We start from the raw sequence: 16,645 nt of genomic DNA, 5'->3' as shown, positions 1-16,645 counted from the left end.
ACCTCACAACCGGCTCACGCACCGGGGTGCGGGGCGACCTCGCGCAGCAGTTGGAGGAAGGCGTCCTCGGTGACCACCGGGGTGCCGACGTCGCGGGCCTTGCGGGCCTTGCCGCTCCAGCTGGTCGGCTCGTTGGTGACCAGCAGGCTGGTGAGCCGGCTGACCGAGGTGGCGATGTGCAGGCCGGCCTCGGCGGCGCGGTCCTCCAGGACCTCGCGGTCGGTGGCGGTGTCGCCGGTGAAGGCCACCCGCATGCCCTGGACCAGCGGCTTGCCGTCCTCCCAGCGTCCCGGGTTGGGGTACGGGCAGGGCGGGCGCTTCTTGGCCTGGCGGTACTGGGAGCCGGTCCAGTTGCCGCGGCCGGGGGTGGCGGGCTCGTCCTCGCCGAGGTCGGTGACCGCGACGCAGGTCTGCAGCGGGAGCGGGAGGCCGGCCAGCCGGGCCAGGCGCAGGCTGGGGCGGAAGGCCTCGGCGAGCACCCGGGCGTCGTCCAGGGCGTTGTGGGCGTGGCGCTGCTGGACGCCGAAGTGGGCGGCGAGCGAGGAGAGCTTGCCGTTGGGCAGCGGGAGGCGCAGGTCGCGGGAGAGGACCATGGTGCACAGCCGCTGCTCGACCGGGGCGCTGCGGCCGGCCCGGGAGAACTCGCGGGAGATCATGTTCCAGTCGAAGAGGGCGTTGTGCGCGACCAGGACGCGGTTGCGCAGGAGCCCGGCGAACTCGTCGGCGATCTCGGGGAAGGTCGGGGCGCCGGAGAGCAGTTCGGCGGTGAGGCCGTGGATCCAGACCGGGCCGGGGTCCCGCTCGGGGTTGACCAGGGTGTACCAGTGGTCGGTCACCTCGCCGTCGCCGTCCAGCTGGTAGACGCCCGCCGAGATGACGCGGTCGGAGCGGCCGAGACCGGTGGTCTCGACGTCGACCACCGCGAAGCCCTCGGCGGGGGCGGCGGAGCGCTGGGCGGGGACCGGGGCGGTCCGCTGCGCGCCGTACGTCTCGGGCTGGATCGGTTGCATGGTCCAACAGGATAAGGGGCGCAGTGGTCGGGTCCGGTCGAAATGTTCCGATCCCAGGGCCGGAATAGAGTGAGTGACGGGGGTGTCGTACACCTGGTCGAGTTCGTTTCCGGCCGTCCGGCCGGATTTGTGTGAGGAAGAACGCATGCGCGCCACGGTGATCCACGGACCGAACGACATCCGGATCGAAGAGGTACCGGACCCGGTGATCAAGCACCCGACGGACGCCGTGGTCCGGGTGGTGAACGCCTGCATCTGCGGCAGTGACCTGTGGGCCTACCGCGGGGTGGCCCAGCGGGTGGCCGGGCAGCGGATCGGGCACGAGTTCCTGGGCGTGGTCGAGGAGGCCGGCGCGGAGGTCCGGGGCTTCGCGAAGGGCGACCTGGTGGTCGCCCCCTTCGTCTGGTCGGACGGCGTCTGCGAGTTCTGTCGCGAGGGCCTGCAGACCTCCTGCCCGCACGGCGGGTTCTGGGGCGAGGTCGGTTCGGACGGCGGCCAGGGCGAGGCGGTCCGGGTGCCGTTCGCGGACGGGACGCTGGTGAAGCTGCCGAACGAGGCGGCGGGCGACGAGAAGCTGCTGCCGGGGCTGCTGGCGCTGTCCGACGTGATGTCCACCGGGCACCACGCGGCGGTGTCGGCCCGGGTGCGCCCGGGTGCGACGGTCGCGGTGGTCGGCGACGGGGCGGTGGGCCTGTGCGGCGTGCTGGCGGCGCACCGGCTGGGCGCGGGCCGGATCATCGCGCTGGGCCGGCACCCCGCCCGGACGGAGCTGGCCCGGCGCTTCGGGGCCACCGACGTGGTGGCCGAGCGCGGCGACGCCGCGATCGAGGCCGTGAAGGAGCTGACCGGCGGGCTGGGCGCCCAGGCGGTGCTCGAGGCGGTCGGTACCGAGGAGTCGATGCGGACGGCGATCTCGATCGCCCGGGACGGCGGCGCGGTCGGTTACGTGGGTGTGCCGCACGGCGGCAGCGCGGGCGTCGACATCGGTCAGATGTTCGGCCGAAACGTTTCGCTCAACGGCGGCGTCGCCCCGGCCCGCGCATACATCCCCGAGCTGCTGCCGGACGTGCTCTCGGGTGCGATCGAGCCGGGCCTGGTCTTCGACCGGACGGTGGACCTGGACGGCGTGCCGGACGGCTACCGGGCGATGGACGACCGTTCCGCGCTGAAGGTCCGCATCGCGTTCTGATGCTCCGTCAACAGGGGCGGCACCGTTGGACGGTGTCGCCCCTTTCGGTTGTCGCGGCCCGATTCGAGAGGGGCGTGAGTGGCTGTTTTCGGCCATTTGGATGGTGCGAGGGGGTGAACGACTGGCTGATCGCGGTCAACCCCTTCCGGGGTGGGCACGACGCTCCTAGCATTGCGCGGCGCACACGAGGAATGTGACGTCCCTCACGTTCGATTGGTCCCCTCGTGTGACCGCTACGCCGAAGGAGTGAGGAGACAGAGTGGATTCGCCGCCGATCACCACTACCGCTACGGAAGTCCAACTCATCGACGACAGCGAGGAGTTCCGTACTCTGCGGCGCTCGTTCCGGAGCTTCGCCTTCCCGGTCACCATCGGCTTCGTGCTCTGGTACCTGCTCTACGTCCTGCTCTCCTGCTACGCCCCCGGGCTGATGGGCACCAAGGTCGTCGGGCACATCAACGTGGCCCTGGTGCTCGGGCTGTTGCAGTTCGTCACCACCTTCGTCATCGCCGGCTGGTACGCCCGCTACGCGGACCGGCGGATCGACCCGCCCGCCGCCGCGATCCGCGAGGCCCACGGCGCAGTCCTCCACGCCCCCCGGGAGTCCGCCGAATGACACTGCTCGCCAGTTCCGCCACCGATCACCGCGGCCTGACGATGGCCCTGTTCGGGCTCTTCGTGCTGACGACCCTGGCCATCACCGTGTGGGCCGGGCGGCAGAACCGCAGCGCGGCCGACTTCTACGCCGGCGGCCGCGGCTTCACCGGATTCCAGAACGGCCTGGCCATCTCCGGCGACTACATGTCCGCCGCCTCCTTCCTCGGCATCGCCGGCACCATCGCACTGGCCGGCTACGACGGCTTCCTGTACTCGATCGGCTTCCTGGTCGCCTGGCTGGTCGCGCTGCTGCTGATCGCCGAACCGCTGCGCAACTCGGGCCGGTTCACCATGGCGGACGTGCTCGCCTTCCGGATGCGCCAGCGCCCGGTGCGCACCGCCGCGGGCGTGTCCACCATCGTGGTGTCGATCTTCTACCTGCTGGCCCAGATGGTCGGCGCCGGGACGCTGGTGGCGCTGCTGCTCGGGGCCGAGGGGAACGCCGCCAAGCGTTGGACCATCGTCGGCGTCGGCGCCCTGATGATCGTCTACGTGGTGATAGGGGGTATGAAGGGCACCACCTGGGTGCAGATCGTCAAGGCCGTGCTGCTGATCGCCGGCGCCGCGCTGATGACCGTCCTGGTGCTGGCCAAGTACCACTTCAACCCCTCCGAGCTGCTCGGCGCGGCGGCCAGCGCCAGCGGCAAGGGCGAGGCCTTCCTGCAACCCGGGCAGAAGTACGGCACCGGCACCGCGAAGCTCGACTTCATCAGCCTCGGCATCGCGCTGGTGCTCGGCACCGCCGGCCTGCCGCACATCCTGGTCCGCTTCTACACCGTGCCCACCGCCAAGGCGGCCCGTAAGTCGGTGCTCTGGGCGATCGGCATCATCGGCGTGTTCTACCTGATGACCCTGGCGCTCGGCTTCGGCGCCGCGGCCCTGGTCGGCTCCAAGGAGATCAAGGCGGCCAACGCGGCCGGCAACACGGCCGCCCCTCAGCTGGCCGAGGCGCTCGGCGGCGGCAGCGGCAGCACCGGCGGGGCGATCCTGCTCGCGGTGATCTCGGCGGTCGCCTTCGCCACCATCCTGGCCGTGGTCGCCGGGCTCACCCTGGCCTCCTCGGCCTCCTTCGCCCATGACCTCTACGCCAATGTGATCCGGCGCGGGAAAGCGAGCGAACGGGAGGAGGTGCGCTCGGCGAAGTGGGCGGCCGTGGGGATCGGAGCGGTCTCGATCGTGCTCAGCCTCTTCGCGGACAAGCTCAACACCGCCGCCCTGGTGGCGCTGGCCTTCGCGGTGGCGGCCTCGGCGAACCTGCCCACCCTGCTCTACTCGCTGTTCTGGAAGCGCTTCACCACCGCCGGCGCGGTCAGCTCGGTCTACGCCGGCCTGGTCAGCTCGCTGCTGCTGGTGGTCTTCTCCCCGGTGGTCTCGGGCGCCAAGACCTCGCTGTTCCCGGACTCCGACTTCCACTGGTTCCCGCTCGAGAACCCAGGCCTGGTCTCCATCCCGATCGGATTCCTGGCCGGCTGGCTGGGCACCCTCCTGGCCAAGGAACCTTCCGACCCGGCGAAGTACGCTGAACTGGAGGTCCGATCGCTGACCGGGCTGGGCGCCCACTGATCGTTCCGGCATGACTATGCTGGCCCGGCCCCCCGCCGCGACGGTGGCCGGGCCGGCTGCTTTTCGGGAAGGGACGCACGTGCTGCTCGATACCTTCGGACGACGCGCCGTCGACCTGCGGGTCTCCCTGACCGACCGGTGCAACCTCCGCTGCACCTACTGCATGCCCGAGGAAGGGCTGCAGTGGCTGGCCAAGCCCGATCTGCTGACCGACGAGGAGATCGTCCGACTGGTCACCCTGGCCGTGTGCGACCTGGGCGTGCGCGAGGTCCGCTTCACCGGCGGCGAACCGCTGCTGCGCCCCGGACTGGTCGCGATCGTGGCCGCCTGCGCCGACCTGGAGCCGCGCCCCGAACTGTCGCTGACCACCAACGGCATCGGGCTGGCCCGGACCGCGACGGCGCTGCGCGAGGCCGGACTGGACCGGGTCAACGTCTCGCTGGACACCCTCGACCCCGAGGTGTTCTTCACCCTCACCCGCCGCCGGCGCCACCAGGACGTGCTGGACGGGCTGGCCGCCGCCGAGGCGGCCGGGCTGGCGCCGGTGAAGCTGAACGCGGTGCTGATGCGCGGGGTCAACGACCACGAGGCGGCCGACCTGCTGGCCTGGTGCCTGGAGCGGGGCTACGAGCTGCGCTTCATCGAGCAGATGCCACTGGACGCCCAGCACGGCTGGGACCGCTCGTCGATGATCACCGCGGGGGAGATCCTGGAACTGCTCCAGGCTCGCTTCGCGCTCACCCCCGAGCCGTCCGCCCGCCGGGGCGCGGCGCCCGCCGAGCGCTGGGTGGTGGACGGCGGTGCGGGCCGGGTCGGGGTGATCGCCTCCGTCACCCGGCCGTTCTGCCGGGCCTGCGACCGGACCCGGCTGACCGCCGACGGCCAGGTGCGCAACTGCCTGTTCGCCACCGGGGAGACCGACCTGCGCACCGCGCTGCGCTCGGGGGCGGACGATGCGGAGCTGGCCGCACTCTGGCGGGCGGCGATGTGGGGGAAGAAGGCCGGGGCCGGGATCGACGACCCGGAGTTCCACCAGCCCGATCGGCCGATGTCGGCGATCGGCGGTTAGGCGCTCGGCCCTGTCCGGCCGATCTTGGCGTCGCGGGCCCGGCAAGATCGGCCGGACAGGGCCTAGCCGTCCGTAGGAGTCCAGTCGGCGAAGGCGACGACCTCCTTGAGGAAGCCGCGCACGCCCAGGAACTGGGACAGGTGCTCGCGGTGCTCCTCGCAGGCGAGCCAGGTCTTGCGACGGTCCGGGGTGTGCAGCTTGGGGTTGTTCCACACCAGCACCCAGTGGGCGTCCGCCCGGCAGCCCTTGGCGGAGCAGATCGGGGTCTGCGGGGTGTCCATCGGGGGCCGTCCTCGGTGTTCGGCGGGTGCGTCGTCACCGCCAGTCTGTCACGCCGGCCCGGCCCGCCCGGATCCGGGCATGGCGACGCCGGGCAGCCACGGGGGGAGCTGCCCGGCGTCGGTCCGTCGCTCCGACGGGGGATGCGGAGCGCGTACGCAGTATGTCACGCCGGAGGGCTCGGTTGGGGAGGTCTTGCATGATTAATCTGAGCTTCTTTTGAGCTTTCACCGAGCCGATTCAGGCTCAATCCCCTTAAACGGGACGGTCAGTCGGTGCCCTGTGAAGTTTCGGTGCCAGCGGGCTTTGCCTGTCCTGTACCAGCAGGCGCACCAGCCCCACCCGTACCACCCGGGCCGAGCATCAGCTGGGTGTCGGCTGGGAAGTCGAAGGTGCTCGGCAGCCCGGGCGCCTGCTCCCGGCCGGCGTTGGCGATCAGCACCGCGAAGTACGGCAGCAGCACGCCGCCGCCCAGGGCTGCGAAGGCCAGCCAGCGCTCGACGTCCCACAGCACCACAGCGAGCAGGACACAGGCGGTGCGGATCAGCATCGAGATGACGTAGCGGCGCTGGCGTCCCCGGACGTCCTCGGAGAGGCTGCTGCGCGCCCCCGTGATCCGGTAGACCCGTCCGCCCTCGGCGCTCTTGCCCATGTGTCCTACCGCCCTCGTCCACGCACCCGCGCGCCGATCCGCACGACCTCCTCACGGTACGCCGGGGAGCCGGGGACGACGAGACCGGGTGGGCGGAGCCCACCCGGTCGGGCGTGATAGGGAGCCGTACGGCGGCAGGGGCGGCTAGGAGCGGCGGGAGAGGTACTGCGGGGGGACGGCGTCGGTGAGCCAGACGCCGTTCTCGCTGAGCCGGAACTCGTGGCCGGCCGCCGCCATCGCGGCCGCGTTCACGGTGAGCACGACCGGGCGGCCGTGCCGGGCGCCGACCCGGGTGGCCGTCTCGGTCTCCGCCGACAGGTGCACGTCCTGCCGGGCCATCGGGCGCAGGCCCTCGCGGAAGATCGACGCCAGATGGCGGTCGGCGGTGCCGTGGTAGAGCACGTGGGGCGGCGCGGTGGCGGTCAGACCGAGGTCGACCGCCACCGTGTGGCCCTGGTTGGCGCGGATCGAGAGGCCGTCCGCGGAGTAGCCGAAGCGGCGCTTGTTGTTGGTGGCCACGACGTGGTCCAGTTCGGTCCTGGTGAGCGGCCGGCCCTTCGCCGCGAGGGCGCCGAGCAGGACGTCGACCCGGACCCAGCCGGAGGAGTCCAGCGTGATCCCCACCAGCTCCGGCTCGTGCCGCAGGATGCGCGACAGCATCTTGCTCGATCTGACCAGCCGCTTCTCGTCCATCATGGTGTTCATATCCCCCCGTTGGTCAGCGGCTATGAGGCCTGGCTGACCGAACTCATGTTGAAGTCCGCGACACGCACGGGTGGCATCGCGGCGCGGGTGAAGTAGTCGCTCCACTCGCGGGGCAGGCAGCGCTCGGTGCGGCCCGCCTCGGTGATCCGGCCGAGCAGGTCGACCGGGGACTCGTTGAACCGGAAGTTGTTGACGGCGCCGACCACTTCACCGTTCTCGATCAGGTAGACGCCGTCCCGGGTGAGGCCGGTGAGCAGCAGCGTCGCCGGGTCCACCTCGCGGATGTACCAGAGGCAGGTGAGCAGCAGGCCGCGCTCGGTGCGGGCGATCATCTCGTCCAGGGTCGGCGCCGACTCCTGGCCGGCGGTCTCCAGCACCAGGTTGTCGATCGCCGGGCGCAGCGGCAGACCGGTGAGGCCGGCCGCGTGGCGGCTGGTGACCAGGTCGGTCAGCACGCCCTCGCGGATCCACTCGGTGGCGGTGATCGGCGCGCCGTTGTCGAAGACCGAGACGTCGCCGCCGGTGCTGTGCGCCAGGACGAACGGGGCGGCCTCCAGGCCGGGTTCGTCCGGGTCGGCGCGCAGGGTCAGCGGCAGGGCGGCGAGCTTGTCGCCGAGCCGGGTGCCTCCGCCGGGCCGGGAGAAGACCGTCCGGCCCTCGGCGGCGTCCCGGCCGCCGGCGGACCAGTGGAGGTTGATCATCAGGTCGGCGACGGCCGAGGGCGGCAGCAGCGTCTCGTACCGCCCGGCCGGCAGGTCGATCCGGCGGGCGCCCCAGCCGAGCCGCTTGGTGAGCTCGCCGTGCAGGGCCTCGACGTCGATGTCGGTGAAGTCCCGGGTGGCGGCGCCGACCCAGGCCGAACCGGTGAGGTCGGCGGTCTTGCCGTTGATCTCGACCATGCCGGTGGGCTGGTCGTGGCGCAGCCGCAGGCCGGTGGAGCTGCCCAGGTAGCTGGTGGTGACCTCGTGCCGGGCGAAGCCGTAGAGCAGCTCGCCCTGGGCGGCGGCGCGGGCGAAGGCCTCGCCGAGGGCCGGGCCGAAGGCCTCGAACACCTCGATGGAGGTCTCGGCGGGCGGCTGGGTGAAGTCCGGGGAGGCCGGCCGGCCGTCGATCAGCGGCTGGGCGTCCTCGGCCGGGCCGGCCGCGCGGGCGGCGTCCTCGGCGGCCCGGACCAGGGCCTCGACGTCCTCGGCGGTGACGGCCTCGCGGGAGACCACGCCGGAGGCGGTGCCCTCGGCGCCGGCCACGGTGGCGATCACGGTGAGGCGGCGGCCGCGGGTGACGCCGTTGGTGGTCAGGGCGCCCCCCAGTCCATGGGGAGGGGCGGCCCAGCGCAGGTTGGCGGTGGACTCCTCGTCGGCGATCACCACGCAGCCGTCGGCGCGGGAGAGGCCGAGTGCCAGCTCGACGAGTTCGTGGGGCTGCGTCGCGGTCATCAGTGACCCGCCTCCTGCTGGGTGTTGAGCACGTTGACGTTGCGGAACAGCGCCGACGGGCAGCCGTGGCTGACCGCCGCGATCTGGCCGGGCTGCGCCTTGCCGCAGTTGAAGGCGCCGCCGAGGACGTAGGTCTGCGGGCCGCCGACCGCCGCCATCGAGCCCCAGAAGTCGGTGGTGGTGGCCTGGTAGGCGAAGTCCTTGACCTGGCCGGCGAGTTCGCCGTTCTTGATGGCATAGGCGCGCTGTCCGGTGAACTGGAAGTTGTAGCGCTGCTGGTCGATCGACCACGAACGGTCGCCGACGATGTACAGGCCCTTCTCCACTCCGGCGAACAGGCCCTCGGTGTCCGGGCCGTCGGCGGCGGGCTGGAGCGAGACGTTGGCCATCCGCTGCACCGGGACGTGCCCGGGGGAGTCCGCGAAGGCGCAGCCGTTGGAGCGCTCGAAGCCCTTCAACCTGGCCATGCCGCGGTCGAGTTGGTAGCCGACCAGGACGCCGTCCCGGACCAGGTCCCAGGACTGGGTGGCGACGCCCTCGTCGTCGTAGCCGATGGTGGACAGGCCGTGCTCGACGGTGCGGTCGCCGGTCACGTGCATCAGCTCGGAGCCGTACTTCAGGGTGCCGAGCTGGTCGAAGGTGGCGAAGGAGGTGCCGGCGTAGGCGGCCTCGTAGCCGAGCGCGCGGTCCAGCTCGGTGGCGTGGCCGATCGACTCGTGGATGGTCAGCCAGAGGTTGGACGGGTCGATGACCAGGTCGTAGCGGCCCGCCTCGACGCTCGGGGCCTTCATCTTCTCGGCCAGCAGGACGGGCAGTTCGGCGAGCTCGGCGTCCCAGTCCCACCCGGCGCCGGTCAGGCTCCGTCCATCGGGGGACGGCCCCCGGACCCCCGTGACGAATTCGTAGCCGCGGCCGACCGGCGGGGCCAGGGTGCGCATCGAGTCGAAGGCGCCGGTGCGCTCGTCGACCGAGGTGGCCGTCAGGTCGGAGTAGGTGCGGATCCGCTGCTGGGTCGTCACGGTGCCGGCGGTGTCCGCGTAGAACTTGTTCTCCTGCACCGTCAGCAGGACGGCCTCGACGTGCGAGACCCCCTGGGCGGCCAGCAGTCGGGCGCTGCGGTCGGCGAGCAGGGCGGTCTTGTCGGCGTCCGGCACCTCAAAGGGGTTGATCTCGTACGAGGAGACCCAGGTGACGTCCCGGTGGACGGGCTCGTCGGCCAGCTCGACCCGCTCGGTGGAGCCGGCCGCCCGGCTGATCCCGCCGGAGAGCCGGGCCACCGCGACGGCCTGGGCGGCGACCTGCGCCGCGGCGTCGGGCGTGAGGTCCACCCCGGCGGCGAAGCCCCAGGCGCCGTCCAGCAGCACCCGGACGGCGAAGCCCAGCTGCACGCTGTCGGAGGTGCCGGCCGGACGGGCGTCGCGCAGCCGGCGGGAGGCGCTGCGGACCCGCTCCAGCCGGAAGTCGGCGTGGCTCGCGCCGAGTTGGCGGGCCCGGCCGAGGGCGGCGTCGGCGAGGGTGCGCAGCGGGAGGGCGAGGAACAGCGGGTCGACGGCGCGCCCGTGCGGGGCGCCGGTGGCGTCGGCCGGAGGGATCGGAGGCAATCGGGCTCCCAGGTCGCGGGGGTGGCGATGCGGGGCCACAGGGGCGCCCGCACCGCATCATTGCCCGTCCACCGGGTTCCCGGCCAGCGCATTTCGCCCGGTGCGTTGCGGTTTCGGCCAGCGGGCTGCGGCCGGGCGGGGCGCCGTCAGGAGACGGACTCCCACCAGCCGTCCAGCTCCGGCGGGTTGTCCACGTCGACCCGCTCGCCGGGGCGGGGGACGGCCAGCGGGACGGCCTGGACCTTGGCCTCCGCGAGCAGCCGCTCGACCGGTTCGGCCCAGGGGTGCAGGCCCAGGTTGAAGGTGCACCAGTGGACCGGCACCAGCAGTCCGGCCCGGAGGTCGCGGTGGGCGAGGACGGCGTCCTCGGGGGTCATGTGGATGTCCGACCAGGCCGCGTCGTAGGCGCCGATCTGCACCAGCGCGGCGTCGAAGGGGCCGTGCCGCTCGCCGATCCGGGCGTAGCCCTCGAAGTAGCCGGAGTCGCCGGTGTAGAAGACCTTGCGGCTGGGGCCGGCGATCACCCAGGAGCCCCACAGGGTGGTGTTGCGGGTCAGGCCGCGGCCGGAGAAGTGGTGGGCGGAGGTGAGGGTGAGCACCAGCTCGCCCAGGGTGCAGGTCTCGTCCCAGTCCAGCTCGATGATCCGGTGCTCGGGGACGCCCCAGCGGCGCAGGTGGCCGCCGATGCCGAGCGGCACCGCGAAGGGCGCGGACTGGCTGCGCACCAGGCGCTTGACCGTCGCCATGTCGAGGTGGTCGTAGTGGTCGTGGGAGATCAGCACCGCGTCGACCGGCGGCAGCTCCTCCAGCTCGACCGGGACCGGGTGCAGGCGCTTGGGGCCGATGTGGGCGGCGGGGGAGCAGCGGTCGCTCCAGATCGGGTCGAGCAGGACGCGCGAGCCCTCGATCTCGACCAGTGCGGAGGCGTGCCCGTACCAGGTGATCTCCACGCCCTCGGCGGCCGGGCCGGCCGCGGTGGCGGGGCGGACGGTGGGCACCGGGCCGACCGGGACACGGCCCTCGCGCTGGAACAGCATCCGGCGGACGGTGTCGCGGTCGATGTCCGGGGTGCTCCCGGCCCGGGCGAGGGTGGAGGGCGCGTTGTGGAAGACGCCGTCGCGGTACTGCGGGGAGTCTCGCACCCGCTCCTCGCGCTCGCCGTCCGGGCGGCGTCCGAACGCCGCGGGCAGGTCGCGCAGCGACCAGGCGGTGGCGCCCAGGCCCGCCGCCAGGGCGGTGAGGGCGAGCAGTCGTCCGCGTCGGGAGGTGCTCCCGGGCCGTGCCTTGGTCATGCGCCCTGCCTTCGTTTCCTCGCCGGGACTCTTCGGGGAAGGGTACGTCCGGCCCCGGGGCGGCCCGCACCACGGGGGCAACGGGCACGCCCGCCCGTGTTGTTCCCGCACAGTGGCCCCTTTCGCGGACGGTTCCCGGGCCTGCGGGGGGCTGCCGGGAACGGCCCGGAGCAGCGGCTGCGGATTGTCGGATTGCGACAGTTCCGCCGGTGCGGCGCTGTGGGAGCCCGATTCGCCGCCGCCGCCGACCGCCCGATAGCGTCACACTGCGTACGCATTCCGACGTACGCGCTCATGTACGGAGAGAGGTGGATCGTTGAGCCGCTCGGTTCTCGTCACCGGAGGAAACCGGGGCATCGGCCTCGCGATCGCCCAGGCCTTCGCCGAAGCGGGCGACAAGGTGGCCATCACCAGCCGTTCGGGTGAGGTGCCCGAGGCCCTGGAGAAGTACGACGTCCTCGCGGTGCGCTGCGACATCACGGACGCCGCGCAGGTCGACGCCGCCTTCACGGAGATCGAGCAGAAGCACGGCGCGGTCCAGGTGCTGGTCGCCAACGCGGGCATCACCAAGGACACCCTGCTGCTGCGGATGTCCGAGGACGACTTCACCTCCGTGGTGGACACCAACCTGACCGGCACCTTCCGGGTGGTCAAGCGCGCGTCGAAGCTGATGATGCGCGCCAAGAAGGGCCGCGTCGTGCTGATCTCCTCGGTGGTGGGCCTCTCCGGCTCGCCGGGCCAGGCCAACTACGCCGCCTCCAAGGCCGGCCTGGTCGGCTTCGCCCGCTCCCTGGCGCGCGAGCTCGGCCCGCGCAACATCACCGTCAACGTGGTCGCCCCCGGCTTCGTCGACACCGACATGACCGCCGTGCTCAGCGACGAGCGCCGCGCGGAGATCGTCGCGGAGGTCCCGCTGGGCCGTTACGCGGCGCCCGCCGAGGTCGCGTCCACCGTGCGGTTCCTCGGTTCGGACGAGGCCGCGTACATCACCGGAGCCGTCATTCCCGTCGACGGCGGATTGGGCATGGGTCACTGAGCATGAGTGGAATCCTCGAGGGCAAGCGGATCCTGATCACGGGTGTGCTGATGGAGTCCTCCATCGCCTTCCACACCGCGCGGCTCGCCCAGGAGCAGGGCGCCGAGATCATCCTCACCGCCTTCCCCCGTCCGAGCCTGACCGAGCGCATCGCCAAGAAGCTGCCGAAGCCGGTCAAGGTGCTGTCGCTGGACGTCTCCAGCCCGGAGGACCTGGCCGGCATCGCCGACCAGGTCCGCGAGACGCTGCCGACCCTGGACGGCATCGTCCACTCGATCGGCTTCGCCCCGCAGGACGCCCTGGGCGGCAACTTCCTGGACACCCCGTGGGAGTCCGTGGCCACCGCGATGCACGTCTCGGCGTACTCGCTGAAGTCGCTCACCATGGCGCTGCTGCCGCTGATGCAGGACGGCGGCTCGGTCGTCGGCCTGACCTTCGACGCCCAGTACGCCTGGCCGCAGTACGACTGGATGGGCCCGGCCAAGGCCGCCCTGGAGTCGACCAACCGCTACCTGGCCCGCTACCTGGGCGAGCGGGACATCCGCTGCAACCTGATCTCGGCGGGCCCGATCGGCTCGATGGCCGCCAAGTCCATCCCGGGCTTCGGCGACCTGGCCGACACCTGGAACCAGCGCTCCCCGCTGAAGTGGGACCTGAGCGACCCGGAGCCGGCCGGCCGCGGTGTCGTCGCGCTGCTGTCGGACTGGTTCCCGAAGACCACCGGCGAGATCATCCACGTCGACGGCGGGCTGCACGCCATCGGCGCCTGACCGGCTGGCTCCACCGCTGCCCGGCGCCCCGCCCTGGGGGTGCCGGGCAGCGGTGCGTTCGCGTCGGGCCGCGCGTCGGGGCCGGGGTCCGGGTCACGCACCGGGGCCGGGGCGGGACCGCCCGGCGGCCCGGCTACGCGTCGGCGGTCGCGCAGGCGCCGATGGCCCGGCCGGCCTCGACCGAGGCGCGCTGGGCGTCGCCGGCCCGGATGGCGTCCCGGATGGTGTCGTGGCCGATGTAGCGCTCGGCGATCAGCTCGGGGCCGACGTCGTTGCGCAGGTGTTCGCGGGTGACCTCGCCGAGGTCGGAGTAGACGGCCAGCAGCACGTCGTTGTGGGCGGCGGCCACCACGGCGTGGTGGAAGGCGGCGTCGGCCTGGACGAAGTCCTCGGCGTCACCGGAGCGCCAGGCGGTCTCCCGCCGGTCGAGCGCGGCGTCCAGCAGGCCGAGGTCCCGCTCGGTGCGGCGCAGTGCGGCCAGGCCGGCCGCGGAGGTCTCCAGGGCCGCCCGCAGCTCGGCGACCTGCGCCTGGTCGGCGTCGGCGAAGCGGCGGTGCATCACCCCGGCCAGCTCGCTGGTGGCGAGCACGTAGGTGCCGGAGCCCTGGCGGATGTCGAGCAGCCCGTTGTGGGCGAGGGCGCGGACGGCCTCCCGGACGGTGTTGCGGGCCACCCCGAGCTGTTCGACCAGGGCGGCCTCGGTGGGGATGCGCGAGCCGACGGGCCACTCCCCGGAGGTGATCTGGGCGCGCAGCTGCGCGATCACCTGGTCGGACAGCGGGGTGCGCCTCGGCGAGGACAGCGCCACGGGGACTCCTTGCGACTACGGGGTGGGTGGGCCCAGAGGGGAGGTGGCCGATGGATGAACGGTCGGGACATCATGCCAATTCCAAGGTGCATCAATTCATCCCATCATTCTATGATGGCGCCCATGCCTCCCGCAGTAGACACCACCGCCTCCCCCCGAACCGAGGCCCGGCCGCAGACCGAGCGGCTCGCCGGCTCCGCCAAGTACCTCGGCGTGCTGTTCGCCGTCGCGATCGCCGCCGCCGCCTTCAACCTGCGCCCCGTGGTCACCAGCCTCGGGCCGCTGCTCGACCAGGTCCGCGCCGACCTGGGCATGAACCCGACCCTGGCGGGGCTGCTCACCGCCGTCCCGTCGCTGTGCTTCGCGCTGTTCGGCTTCGCGGCCCCCGTCGCGGCCCGCCGGATCGGCCCGATCGCGGTGATCACGGCCGGCATGGGCGCGATCACGGCCGGCGTGCTGGCCCGCTCCTTCGCCGGCGGCACGGCGGTGTTCCTGCTGCTCACCGCGCTCGCCCTGGCCGGGGTGGCGGTCTCCAACGTGCTGCTGCCGGTGGTGATCAAGCGGTACTTCCCGGAGAAGGTCGGTCCGATGATCGGCCTGTACTCCATGGCGCTGTCCGCCGGCACCGCCCTGGCCGCCGCCGTCACCGTGCCGCTGACCAACGCGCTCGGCGGCGACTGGCGCTACGGCCTCGGGGTCTGGGCCGGCCTCGGGGCGTTCGCCCTGGTGCTCTGGCTGCCCGTGCTGATCGCCAAGCGCGAGCGCGGAGAGCGGGCCGCCGGCGCCGCCGCCCCCGCCAAGCTGCCGATCACCCGCAGCCGCACCGCCTGGGCGCTGTCCTGCTTCTTCGGCCTCCAGGCCACCGGCGCGTACGTGGTGATGGGCTGGCTGCCGAAGATCTTCCAGGACTCCGGCATCGACAAGGGCACCTCCGGGGTGCTGCTCGCGGTCACCATGGTGATCGGCGTGCCGGTCTCCTTCGTGCTGCCCAACCTGGCCGCCCGGCGCGGCGACCAGCGGCTGTTCGTGGTGGTGCTGGCCTCCTGCGGCATCGCCGGGTACTCCGGGCTGGCGCTCGCCCCGGCCGCGGCGCCGTGGGTGTGGGCCGTCCTGGTGGGCCTGGCCAACTGCGCCTTCCCGCTGGTGCTGACGATGATCGGGTTGCGCGCCCGGACCGCCGGCGGGGTGGCCCAGCTGTCCGCCTTCGCCCAGGGCGTCGGCTACCTGATCTCCATCCCCGGCCCGATCCTGATCGGCCGGATCTACCAGGCCACCGGCCAGTGGTACCTGCCGCTGGGCTTCCTGGCGCTGCTGCTGGTGCCGCAGATGCTGTTCGGCCTGCGGGCCGCGCGGGCCCGGCACATCGAGGACGAGGCGGTCCTGCCGGCGGATCGGGTCAAGGCCTGAGCGGAAGGCCCGGGGCCGGCCGGGCAGGTCAGGGCCTGAGGACCGGGCCGGGAAGGGCCTGGCGTCGAAGGTGAGGCCTGACGTCGAAGGTAAGGCCTGACGTCGAAGGTCAAGGCCTGGCCAAGGCGGTGGGGCCAGCGCGGGACGGGTGTGTTCGGGGTGGGAGAATCCCGGCATGCCCGTTCTCGACCCGAACCCCACCGGCGGCCGCAAGCAGCTCGGCCGCATCGCCCTCGCCATCGGCGGCATCGTGGTGCTGGTGGCGATCATCGCCACCGTCGCCGCCCAGATCGGCTGATCGCCGCCCGTCACCGCGCCTGCCCGGCGCGCACCCGTGGCGCCGCCCGTACCACCGCCGTACTCCCGGTGACGCCCCGGCGAACGGGCCATGATGGCACCCACCACCCGGGGGAGTGGCGGCAACCGGGAGCATCGCGCCGCCGGGCCGCTTTTCTGCCAAGCTTGCTGGGTATGAGCGCCGACACGCCCCGCAGGATCATCGTTCTCCGTCACGCCAAGGCCGACTGGCCGAACGGCGTGGACGACCACGAGCGGCCGCTGGCCGACCGGGGCCGCCACCAGGCCCCGGACGCCGGCCGCTGGCTGGTCGACTCCGGCATCAACCCCGACTTCGTGCTCTGCTCCACCGCCCTGCGCACCCGGGAGACCTGGAAGCTGGCGGCACACGAGCTGCCCAAGCGGGCCCGGAAGACGGTGTACGAGGACCGGATCTACGAGGCCAGCCCGGGCGAGATCATCGCCGTCCTCCAGGAGACCCCGGAGGAGTACTCGGACGTGGTGCTGGTCGGCCACAACCCCGGTGTGCTGGGCCTGACCCAGGTGCTGGCCGGGGACGCCGGGGACCGGGACGCGCTGGAGCGGCTGCGCCTCGGCGGCTTCCCGACGGCGGCGATCGCGGTGCTCAGCTTCAGCGGGTCCTGGAAGCTCGTCGAGCCCGGCGTGGCCGAGCTGGTCTCGTACTACACGCCGCAGGACTGAGCTCCGTCACACGTCCGAGGGGCGCGCGGATTGGATCCGCGCGCCCCTCGTCTGCTTCGAGAACCAGCCGGTCGGTCCTAGGGTGCGTATTTGGTCGTGATCAAGCGGCTCTGGTGAGGTCCTTGATCCAGATCATCGCGCCACGAAGGTGGAGGCCGGCGAGGTAGCTCTC

At 72.5% G+C, this 16,645-nt stretch carries 17 protein-coding genes; 9 read left to right on the top strand and 8 right to left on the bottom strand.

Annotated features, from left to right (window positions below):
* Nucleotides 1-14: 14 nt before the first annotated feature.
* Nucleotides 15-1,010: a DEDDh family exonuclease gene (locus ACZ47G_RS38040; RefSeq protein ID WP_380457667.1), complete on the bottom strand. Its 996-nt coding sequence runs from the start codon at nt 1,008-1,010 to the stop codon at nt 15-17.
* A gap of 145 nt (nt 1,011-1,155) precedes the next feature.
* Here ACZ47G_RS38040 and ACZ47G_RS38035 point away from each other — a divergent pair, with 145 nt between their 5' ends.
* The 4 genes from ACZ47G_RS38035 to moaA all read left to right on the top strand — a co-directional run bounded on the left by ACZ47G_RS38035 (nt 1,156) and on the right by moaA (nt 5,488).
* Complete coding sequence (locus tag ACZ47G_RS38035; protein WP_380457669.1) at nt 1,156-2,199, top strand: zinc-dependent alcohol dehydrogenase family protein; 1,044 nt, start codon at nt 1,156-1,158, stop codon at nt 2,197-2,199.
* Nucleotides 2,200-2,458: 259 nt separating this feature from the next.
* Nucleotides 2,459-2,815, top strand: coding sequence for a DUF485 domain-containing protein (locus tag ACZ47G_RS38030; RefSeq protein ID WP_380457671.1), 357 nt, complete (start codon nt 2,459-2,461; stop codon nt 2,813-2,815).
* Nucleotides 2,812-4,419: a solute symporter family protein gene (locus ACZ47G_RS38025; protein ID WP_465750829.1), complete on the top strand. Its 1,608-nt coding sequence runs from the start codon at nt 2,812-2,814 to the stop codon at nt 4,417-4,419. Before ACZ47G_RS38030 ends, ACZ47G_RS38025 begins: the two co-directional genes overlap by 4 nt.
* Before the next feature lie 79 nt (nt 4,420-4,498).
* Entirely contained in the window at nt 4,499-5,488 is a 990-nt protein-coding gene (gene moaA / locus ACZ47G_RS38020) for a GTP 3',8-cyclase MoaA (protein ID WP_465750827.1), read from the top strand.
* Between the two features lie 62 nt (nt 5,489-5,550).
* Here the strand turns inward: moaA and ACZ47G_RS38015 are convergent, their stop codons facing one another.
* The 6 genes from ACZ47G_RS38015 to ACZ47G_RS37990 all read right to left on the bottom strand — a co-directional run bounded on the left by ACZ47G_RS38015 (nt 5,551) and on the right by ACZ47G_RS37990 (nt 11,453).
* Entirely contained in the window at nt 5,551-5,769 is a 219-nt protein-coding gene (locus ACZ47G_RS38015; protein WP_465750825.1) for a hypothetical protein, read from the bottom strand.
* Between the two features lie 266 nt (nt 5,770-6,035).
* Nucleotides 6,036-6,419: a DUF3099 domain-containing protein gene (locus tag ACZ47G_RS38010; protein WP_465750823.1), complete on the bottom strand. Its 384-nt coding sequence runs from the start codon at nt 6,417-6,419 to the stop codon at nt 6,036-6,038.
* A gap of 144 nt (nt 6,420-6,563) precedes the next feature.
* Complete coding sequence (locus tag ACZ47G_RS38005; protein ID WP_465750821.1) at nt 6,564-7,112, bottom strand: RNA 2'-phosphotransferase; 549 nt, start codon at nt 7,110-7,112, stop codon at nt 6,564-6,566.
* A gap of 32 nt (nt 7,113-7,144) precedes the next feature.
* Nucleotides 7,145-8,560 (bottom strand): metallopeptidase TldD-related protein, encoded by a 1,416-nt coding sequence (locus ACZ47G_RS38000; RefSeq protein ID WP_465750819.1) that lies wholly within the window; start codon nt 8,558-8,560, stop codon nt 7,145-7,147.
* Nucleotides 8,560-10,161, bottom strand: coding sequence for a TldD/PmbA family protein (locus tag ACZ47G_RS37995; RefSeq protein ID WP_465750817.1), 1,602 nt, complete (start codon nt 10,159-10,161; stop codon nt 8,560-8,562). The genes ACZ47G_RS38000 and ACZ47G_RS37995 overlap by 1 nt, the downstream gene beginning before the upstream one ends.
* Nucleotides 10,162-10,307: 146 nt before the next feature.
* The gene (locus ACZ47G_RS37990) at nt 10,308-11,453 is read right to left on the bottom strand and encodes an MBL fold metallo-hydrolase (RefSeq protein WP_465750815.1); all 1,146 of its coding nucleotides are present in this window, start codon (nt 11,451-11,453) and stop codon (nt 10,308-10,310) included.
* A 316-nt stretch (nt 11,454-11,769) separates the two neighbouring features.
* Between ACZ47G_RS37990 and fabG the strand changes: the two genes are divergently transcribed.
* Nucleotides 11,770-12,489 carry a 3-oxoacyl-[acyl-carrier-protein] reductase gene (gene fabG / locus ACZ47G_RS37985; RefSeq protein WP_465750813.1) on the top strand — a complete coding sequence of 240 codons (720 nt, stop codon included), beginning with the start codon at nt 11,770-11,772 and terminating at the stop codon, nt 12,487-12,489.
* A gap of 2 nt (nt 12,490-12,491) precedes the next feature.
* Nucleotides 12,492-13,259, top strand: a complete 768-nt coding sequence (fabI, locus tag ACZ47G_RS37980) for an enoyl-ACP reductase FabI (protein ID WP_380457687.1) — start codon at nt 12,492-12,494, stop codon at nt 13,257-13,259.
* 133 nt (nt 13,260-13,392) lie between these two features.
* On the opposite strand, the gene ACZ47G_RS37975 is transcribed toward fabI, so the two are convergent.
* The gene (locus ACZ47G_RS37975; protein ID WP_465750810.1) at nt 13,393-14,067 is read right to left on the bottom strand and encodes a FadR/GntR family transcriptional regulator; all 675 of its coding nucleotides are present in this window, start codon (nt 14,065-14,067) and stop codon (nt 13,393-13,395) included.
* A 123-nt stretch (nt 14,068-14,190) separates the two neighbouring features.
* Here ACZ47G_RS37975 and ACZ47G_RS37970 point away from each other — a divergent pair, with 123 nt between their 5' ends.
* The 3 genes from ACZ47G_RS37970 (at nt 14,191) to ACZ47G_RS37960 (ending at nt 16,473) form a co-directional block, all read left to right on the top strand.
* Nucleotides 14,191-15,474 (top strand): CynX/NimT family MFS transporter, encoded by a 1,284-nt coding sequence (locus tag ACZ47G_RS37970; protein WP_465750809.1) that lies wholly within the window; start codon nt 14,191-14,193, stop codon nt 15,472-15,474.
* A gap of 175 nt (nt 15,475-15,649) precedes the next feature.
* Entirely contained in the window at nt 15,650-15,772 is a 123-nt protein-coding gene (locus tag ACZ47G_RS37965) for an SGM_5486 family transporter-associated protein (RefSeq protein ID WP_380457692.1), read from the top strand.
* Between the two features lie 173 nt (nt 15,773-15,945).
* Nucleotides 15,946-16,473 (top strand): SixA phosphatase family protein, encoded by a 528-nt coding sequence (locus tag ACZ47G_RS37960; protein ID WP_465750807.1) that lies wholly within the window; start codon nt 15,946-15,948, stop codon nt 16,471-16,473.
* The last annotated feature ends 172 nt before the right edge of the window (nt 16,474-16,645 follow it).

Source organism: Kitasatospora sp. NPDC030952 (assembly GCF_055571335.1).
The sequence above is the reverse complement of the archived record's forward strand: the minus strand, read 5'-3'. Positions and strand labels throughout refer to the sequence as shown.

Excerpts from the sequence above, each read along its gene's own strand:
- ACZ47G_RS37970 (WP_465750809.1), top strand. The coding sequence starts at position 14,191 with ATGCCTCCCGCAGTAGACACCACCGCCTCCCCCCGAACCGAGGCCCGG.
- ACZ47G_RS37965 (WP_380457692.1), top strand. The coding sequence starts at position 15,650 with ATGCCCGTTCTCGACCCGAACCCCACCGGCGGCCGCAAGCAGCTCGGC.
- ACZ47G_RS38015 (WP_465750825.1), bottom strand. The coding sequence starts at position 5,769 with ATGGACACCCCGCAGACCCCGATCTGCTCCGCCAAGGGCTGCCGGGCG.
- ACZ47G_RS38010 (WP_465750823.1), bottom strand. The coding sequence starts at position 6,419 with ATGGGCAAGAGCGCCGAGGGCGGACGGGTCTACCGGATCACGGGGGCG.
- ACZ47G_RS38000 (WP_465750819.1), bottom strand. The coding sequence starts at position 8,560 with ATGACCGCGACGCAGCCCCACGAACTCGTCGAGCTGGCACTCGGCCTC.
- ACZ47G_RS37960 (WP_465750807.1), top strand. The coding sequence starts at position 15,946 with ATGAGCGCCGACACGCCCCGCAGGATCATCGTTCTCCGTCACGCCAAG.
- ACZ47G_RS38035 (WP_380457669.1), top strand. The coding sequence starts at position 1,156 with ATGCGCGCCACGGTGATCCACGGACCGAACGACATCCGGATCGAAGAG.
- ACZ47G_RS38005 (WP_465750821.1), bottom strand. The coding sequence starts at position 7,112 with ATGGACGAGAAGCGGCTGGTCAGATCGAGCAAGATGCTGTCGCGCATC.
- ACZ47G_RS37990 (WP_465750815.1), bottom strand. The coding sequence starts at position 11,453 with ATGACCAAGGCACGGCCCGGGAGCACCTCCCGACGCGGACGACTGCTC.
- fabI (WP_380457687.1), top strand. The coding sequence starts at position 12,492 with ATGAGTGGAATCCTCGAGGGCAAGCGGATCCTGATCACGGGTGTGCTG.
- ACZ47G_RS38025 (WP_465750829.1), top strand. The coding sequence starts at position 2,812 with ATGACACTGCTCGCCAGTTCCGCCACCGATCACCGCGGCCTGACGATG.
- ACZ47G_RS38040 (WP_380457667.1), bottom strand. The coding sequence starts at position 1,010 with ATGCAACCGATCCAGCCCGAGACGTACGGCGCGCAGCGGACCGCCCCG.